Source organism: Nocardia vermiculata NBRC 100427 (assembly GCF_001613265.1).
GTDB classification, from domain to species: domain Bacteria; phylum Actinomycetota; class Actinomycetes; order Mycobacteriales; family Mycobacteriaceae; genus Nocardia; species Nocardia vermiculata.
Map to the genome: position 1 here is coordinate 1 of NZ_BDCA01000059.1, position 5,449 is coordinate 5,449.

Sequence of the window (5,449 nt, forward strand, 5' to 3'; positions counted from 1 at the left end):
TGTTCTTTGAGAACTCAATAGTGTGTCGATGAATGTCAGTGCCAAATATTTATTTTGGTTCCGGCGCTTACACCCCCGTGTGGGTGTCGGACATTTTTTGTCAGCTAATTTTCCGGCTGGCGTTTAGGTTAGGTTTTCGGACTCTGGTTCGAGATTATTCTGATTCACTCTTTTGAGGGTGTTTCTAGAGTCTTCAACGGAGAGTTTGATCCTGGCTCAGGACGAACGCTGGCGGCGTGCTTAACACATGCAAGTCGAGCGGTAAGGCCCTTCGGGGTACACGAGCGGCGAACGGGTGAGTAACACGTGGGTGATCTGCCTTGCACTCTGGGATAAGCCTGGGAAACTGGGTCTAATACCGGATATGACCACTGATCGCATGGTTGGTGGTGGAAAGATTTATCGGTGTGAGATGGGCCCGCGGCCTATCAGCTTGTTGGTGGGGTAATGGCCTACCAAGGCGACGACGGGTAGCCGGCCTGAGAGGGCGACCGGCCACACTGGGACTGAGACACGGCCCAGACTCCTACGGGAGGCAGCAGTGGGGAATATTGCACAATGGGCGAAAGCCTGATGCAGCGACGCCGCGTGAGGGATGACGGCCTTCGGGTTGTAAACCTCTTTCGACAGGGACGAAGCGAGAGTGACGGTACCTGTAGAAGAAGCACCGGCCAACTACGTGCCAGCAGCCGCGGTAATACGTAGGGTGCGAGCGTTGTCCGGAATTACTGGGCGTAAAGAGCTTGTAGGCGGTTCGTCGCGTCGATCGTGAAAACTTGCAGCTCAACTGTGAGCTTGCGGTCGATACGGGCGGACTAGAGTACTGCAGGGGAGACTGGAATTCCTGGTGTAGCGGTGAAATGCGCAGATATCAGGAGGAACACCGGTGGCGAAGGCGGGTCTCTGGGCAGTAACTGACGCTGAGAAGCGAAAGCGTGGGTAGCGAACAGGATTAGATACCCTGGTAGTCCACGCCGTAAACGGTGGGCGCTAGGTGTGGGTTTCCTTCCACGGGATCCGTGCCGTAGCTAACGCATTAAGCGCCCCGCCTGGGGAGTACGGCCGCAAGGCTAAAACTCAAAGGAATTGACGGGGGCCCGCACAAGCGGCGGAGCATGTGGATTAATTCGATGCAACGCGAAGAACCTTACCTGGGTTTGACATACACCAGAAAGCTGCAGAGATGTAGCCCCCCTTGTGGTTGGTGTACAGGTGGTGCATGGCTGTCGTCAGCTCGTGTCGTGAGATGTTGGGTTAAGTCCCGCAACGAGCGCAACCCTTATCTTATGTTGCCAGCGCGTAATGGCGGGGACTCGTGAGAGACTGCCGGGGTCAACTCGGAGGAAGGTGGGGACGACGTCAAGTCATCATGCCCCTTATGTCCAGGGCTTCACACATGCTACAATGGCCGGTACAGAGGGCTGCGATACCGTGAGGTGGAGCGAATCCCTTAAAGCCGGTCTCAGTTCGGATCGGGGTCTGCAACTCGACCCCGTGAAGTTGGAGTCGCTAGTAATCGCAGATCAGCAACGCTGCGGTGAATACGTTCCCGGGCCTTGTACACACCGCCCGTCACGTCATGAAAGTCGGTAACACCCGAAGCCGGTGGCCTAACCCTTGTGGAGGGAGCCGTCGAAGGTGGGATCGGCGATTGGGACGAAGTCGTAACAAGGTAGCCGTACCGGAAGGTGCGGCTGGATCACCTCCTTTCTAAGGAGCACTTCTACATGATCGTTCGAAGAGTCGAATCCGGTTGTGTCAGAGACCGTTTGTGTCCCCGTCAGTGGGACCGCGGAAGCTCATGGGTGGAACGCTGACAGGTTCTCTGCGTCAACGGTAATCGCGAGTGGTTGCCGGTGGGGATATATCGACACACTGTTGGGTCCTGAAAGAACAGACGTTCTTTCCAGGCAAAAAATAGACTTGCTCGGATTTTTCTGAGATACCGGCCTTCTTGTGAGGGTTTGGTCCAGGAGTTTCGGATCTGGGTGGGTGTGTTGTTTGAGAACTGCACAGTGGACGCGAGCATCTTTGTTAGTAAGTGTGTAAGAGCGTACGGTGGATGCCTTGGCACCAGGAGCCGATGAAGGACGTAGGAGGCTGCGATAAGCCTCGGGGAGCTGTCAACCGAGCTGAGATCCGAGGATTTCCGAATGGGGAAACCCAGCACGAGTGATGTCGTGTTACCCGCATCTGAATATATAGGGTGTGTGGAGGGAACGTGGGGAAGTGAAACATCTCAGTACCCACAGGAAGAGAAAACAATAGTGATTCCGTGAGTAGTGGCGAGCGAAAGCGGATGAGGCTAAACCAGGGACGTGTGATAGCCGGCAGGCGTTGCGTTTCTGGGGTTGTGGGGTCTTTCTTCTCATCACTGCCGTGGTGAGCGCAAGTGAGAAACCGTTGTGTTAGTCGAAGTGGCCTGGGATGGTCTGTCGTAGAGGGTGAGAATCCCGTAGACGAAAACTCGACGGCTTGTGTGATTGATACCCGAGTAGCAGCGGGCCCGTGAAATCTGCTGTGAATCTGCCGGGACCACCCGGTAAGCCTGAATACTCCCTGGTGACCGATAGCGGACTAGTACCGTGAGGGAAAGGTGAAAAGTACCCCGGGAGGGGAGTGAAATAGTACCTGAAACCGTGCGCTTACAATCCGTCAGAGCCTTCCCTTCGGGGTGGGGTGATGGCGTGCCTTTTGAAGAATGAGCCTGCGAGTCATCGGTGTGTGGCGAGGTTAACCCGTGTGGGGTAGCCGTAGCGAAAGCGAGTCCGAATAGGGCGTTGTGAGTCGCATGCCATGGACCCGAAGCGGAGTGATCTACCCATGGCCAGGGTGAAGCGACGGTAAGACGTCGTGGAGGCCCGAACCCACTTAGGTTGAAAACTGAGGGGATGAGCTGTGGGTAGGGGTGAAAGGCCAATCAAACTCCGTGATAGCTGGTTCTCCCCGAAATGCATTTAGGTGCAGCGTCACGTGTTTCACACTGGAGGTAGAGCTACTGGATGGCCTAGGGGGCCTACAAGCTTACCGAAGTCAGCCAAACTCCGAATGCCGGTGTGTGAGAGCGTGGCAGTGAGACTGCGGGGGATAAGCTTCGTAGTCGAGAGGGAAACAGCCCAGATCGCCGGCTAAGGCCCCTAAGCGTGTACTAAGTGGAAAAGGATGTGGGATCGCTGAGACAACCAGGAGGTTGGCTTAGAAGCAGCCACCCTTGAAAGAGTGCGTAATAGCTCACTGGTCAAGTGGTCCTGCGCCGATAATGTAGCGGGGCTCAAGTACACCGCCGAAGCCGCGGCACTCAGACGTTAAGCCTGCTTTCGAGCCAGGTGTCTGGGTGGGTAGGGGAGCGTCGTGTAGCCAGGGAAGCGCCGGTGTGAACTAGGTGTGGAGGCTGCGCGAGTGAGAATGCAGGCATGAGTAGCGAAAGACGAGTGAGAAACTCGTCCGCCGAATGACCAAGGGTTCCTGGGCCAGGTTAATCCGCCCAGGGTGAGTCGGGACCTAAGGCGAGGCCGACAGGCGTAGTCGATGGACAACGGGTTGATATTCCCGTACCCGTGTATCCGCGCCCAATGGCGAATCAGTTGTGCTAAGTGCCCAAAAGCGGATGGACCTCCTTCGGGAGGCCGGATGTGGCTGCGCATGACCCTGGCTGTAGTAGTCAAGCGATGGGGTGACGCAGGAAGGTAGCTGGGCCCGGTGGTGGATTACCGGGTGTAAGCCTGTAGGGCGTTGTGTAGGTAAATCCGCACGGCATTGAGCCTGAGAGGTGATGCGTAGCCGGTTGAGGTGAATTCAGTGATCCTATGCTGCCGAGAAAAGCCTCTAGTGAGTTGGTACACGGCCCGTACCCCAAACCGACACAGGTGGTCAGGTAGAGAATACTGAGGCGATCGAGAGAACTGTGGTGAAGGAACTCGGCAAAATACCTCCGTAACTTCGGGAGAAGGAGGGCCCGGTCTGGTGATGAGTCTTGCACTCGGAGCTGGGTTGGGTCGCAGAGACCAGAGAGAAGCGACTGTTTACTAAAAACACAGGTCCGTGCGAAGTCGTAAGACGATGTATACGGACTGACGCCTGCCCGGTGCCGGAAGGTTAAGAGGACCGGTTAGTGGGACTTGTTTCCGCGAAGCTGAGAATTTAAGCCCCGGTAAACGGCGGTGGTAACTATAACCATCCTAAGGTAGCGAAATTCCTTGTCGGGTAAGTTCCGACCTGCACGAATGGCGTAACGACTTCTCTGCTGTCTCCACCACAGACTCGGCGAAATTGCATTACGAGTAAAGATGCTCGTTACGCGCGGCAGGACGAAAAGACCCCGGGACCTTCACTATAGCTTGGTATTGGTGTTCGGTACGGTTTGTGTAGGATAGGTGGGAGACTGTGAAGCATTGACGCTAGTTAGTGTGGAGTCGTCGTTGAAATACCACTCTGGTCGTATTGGACTTCTAACCTCGGGCCATGATCTGGTTCAGGGACAGTGCCTGGTGGGTAGTTTAACTGGGGCGGTTGCCTCCTAAAGTGTAACGGAGGCGCCCAAAGGTTCCCTCAGCCTGGTTGGCAATCAGGTGTTGAGTGTAAGTGCACAAGGGAGCTTGACTGTGAGACTGACAGGTCGAGCAGGGACGAAAGTCGGGACTAGTGATCCGGCACCGGCATGTGGAAGCGGTGTCGCTCAACGGATAAAAGGTACCCCGGGGATAACAGGCTGATCTTCCCCAAGAGTCCATATCGACGGGATGGTTTGGCACCTCGATGTCGGCTCGTCGCATCCTGGGGCTGGAGTAGGTCCCAAGGGTTGGGCTGTTCGCCCATTAAAGCGGCACGCGAGCTGGGTTTAGAACGTCGTGAGACAGTTCGGTCTCTATCCGCCGCGCGCGTGAGAAACTTGAGGAAGGCTGTCCCTAGTACGAGAGGACCGGGACGGACGAACCTCTGGTGTGCCAGTTGTTCCGCCAGGAGCACGGCTGGTTTGCTACGTTCGGAAGGGATAACCGCTGAAAGCATCTAAGCGGGAAGCCTGTTCCAAGATGAGGTTTCTTTCCCCCTTTGAGGGGTTAAGGCCCCCAACAGACCATTGGGTTGATAGGCCAGAACTGTAAGTGCAGTAATGTATGTAGGTGACTGGTACTAATAGGCCGAGGGCTTATTAACGAAGGTGTTACGCGTCCACTGTGCGGTGTCTGAAACAACACACAGGCATCGGAGAATGCTGATTGGTTGAGGATTGCCACCATGTGTTTGGTGGTTTCTTGGCTGGTTGGTTTCTGGTGTCGGGTTTCATAGTGTTACGGCGGCTATAGCGGTGGGGAAACGCCCGGTCCCATTCCGAACCCGGAAGCTAAGGTCACCTGCGCCGATGGTACTGCACTCGACAGGGTGTGGGAGAGTAGGTCACCGCCGGAACTATCTTTATTGGGGAGGCCCTCAACCTTACGGTTGAGGGCCT

Annotated in this window: 3 rRNA genes; all 3 read left to right on the top strand. The window is 55.8% G+C overall.

Annotated features, from left to right (window positions below):
• Positions 1–193 precede the first annotated feature (193 nt).
• The 3 genes from NV2_RS30335 (at position 194) to rrf (ending at position 5,406) form a co-directional block, all read left to right on the top strand.
• Positions 194–1,710 (top strand): 16S ribosomal RNA (locus NV2_RS30335).
• Between the two features lie 325 nt (positions 1,711–2,035).
• A 23S ribosomal RNA gene (locus NV2_RS30340) occupies positions 2,036–5,154 on the top strand.
• 135 nt (positions 5,155–5,289) lie between these two features.
• A 5S ribosomal RNA gene (gene rrf, locus NV2_RS30345) occupies positions 5,290–5,406 on the top strand.
• The 16S, 23S and 5S rRNA genes sit together here, the layout of an rRNA operon.
• Positions 5,407–5,449 lie beyond the last annotated feature (43 nt).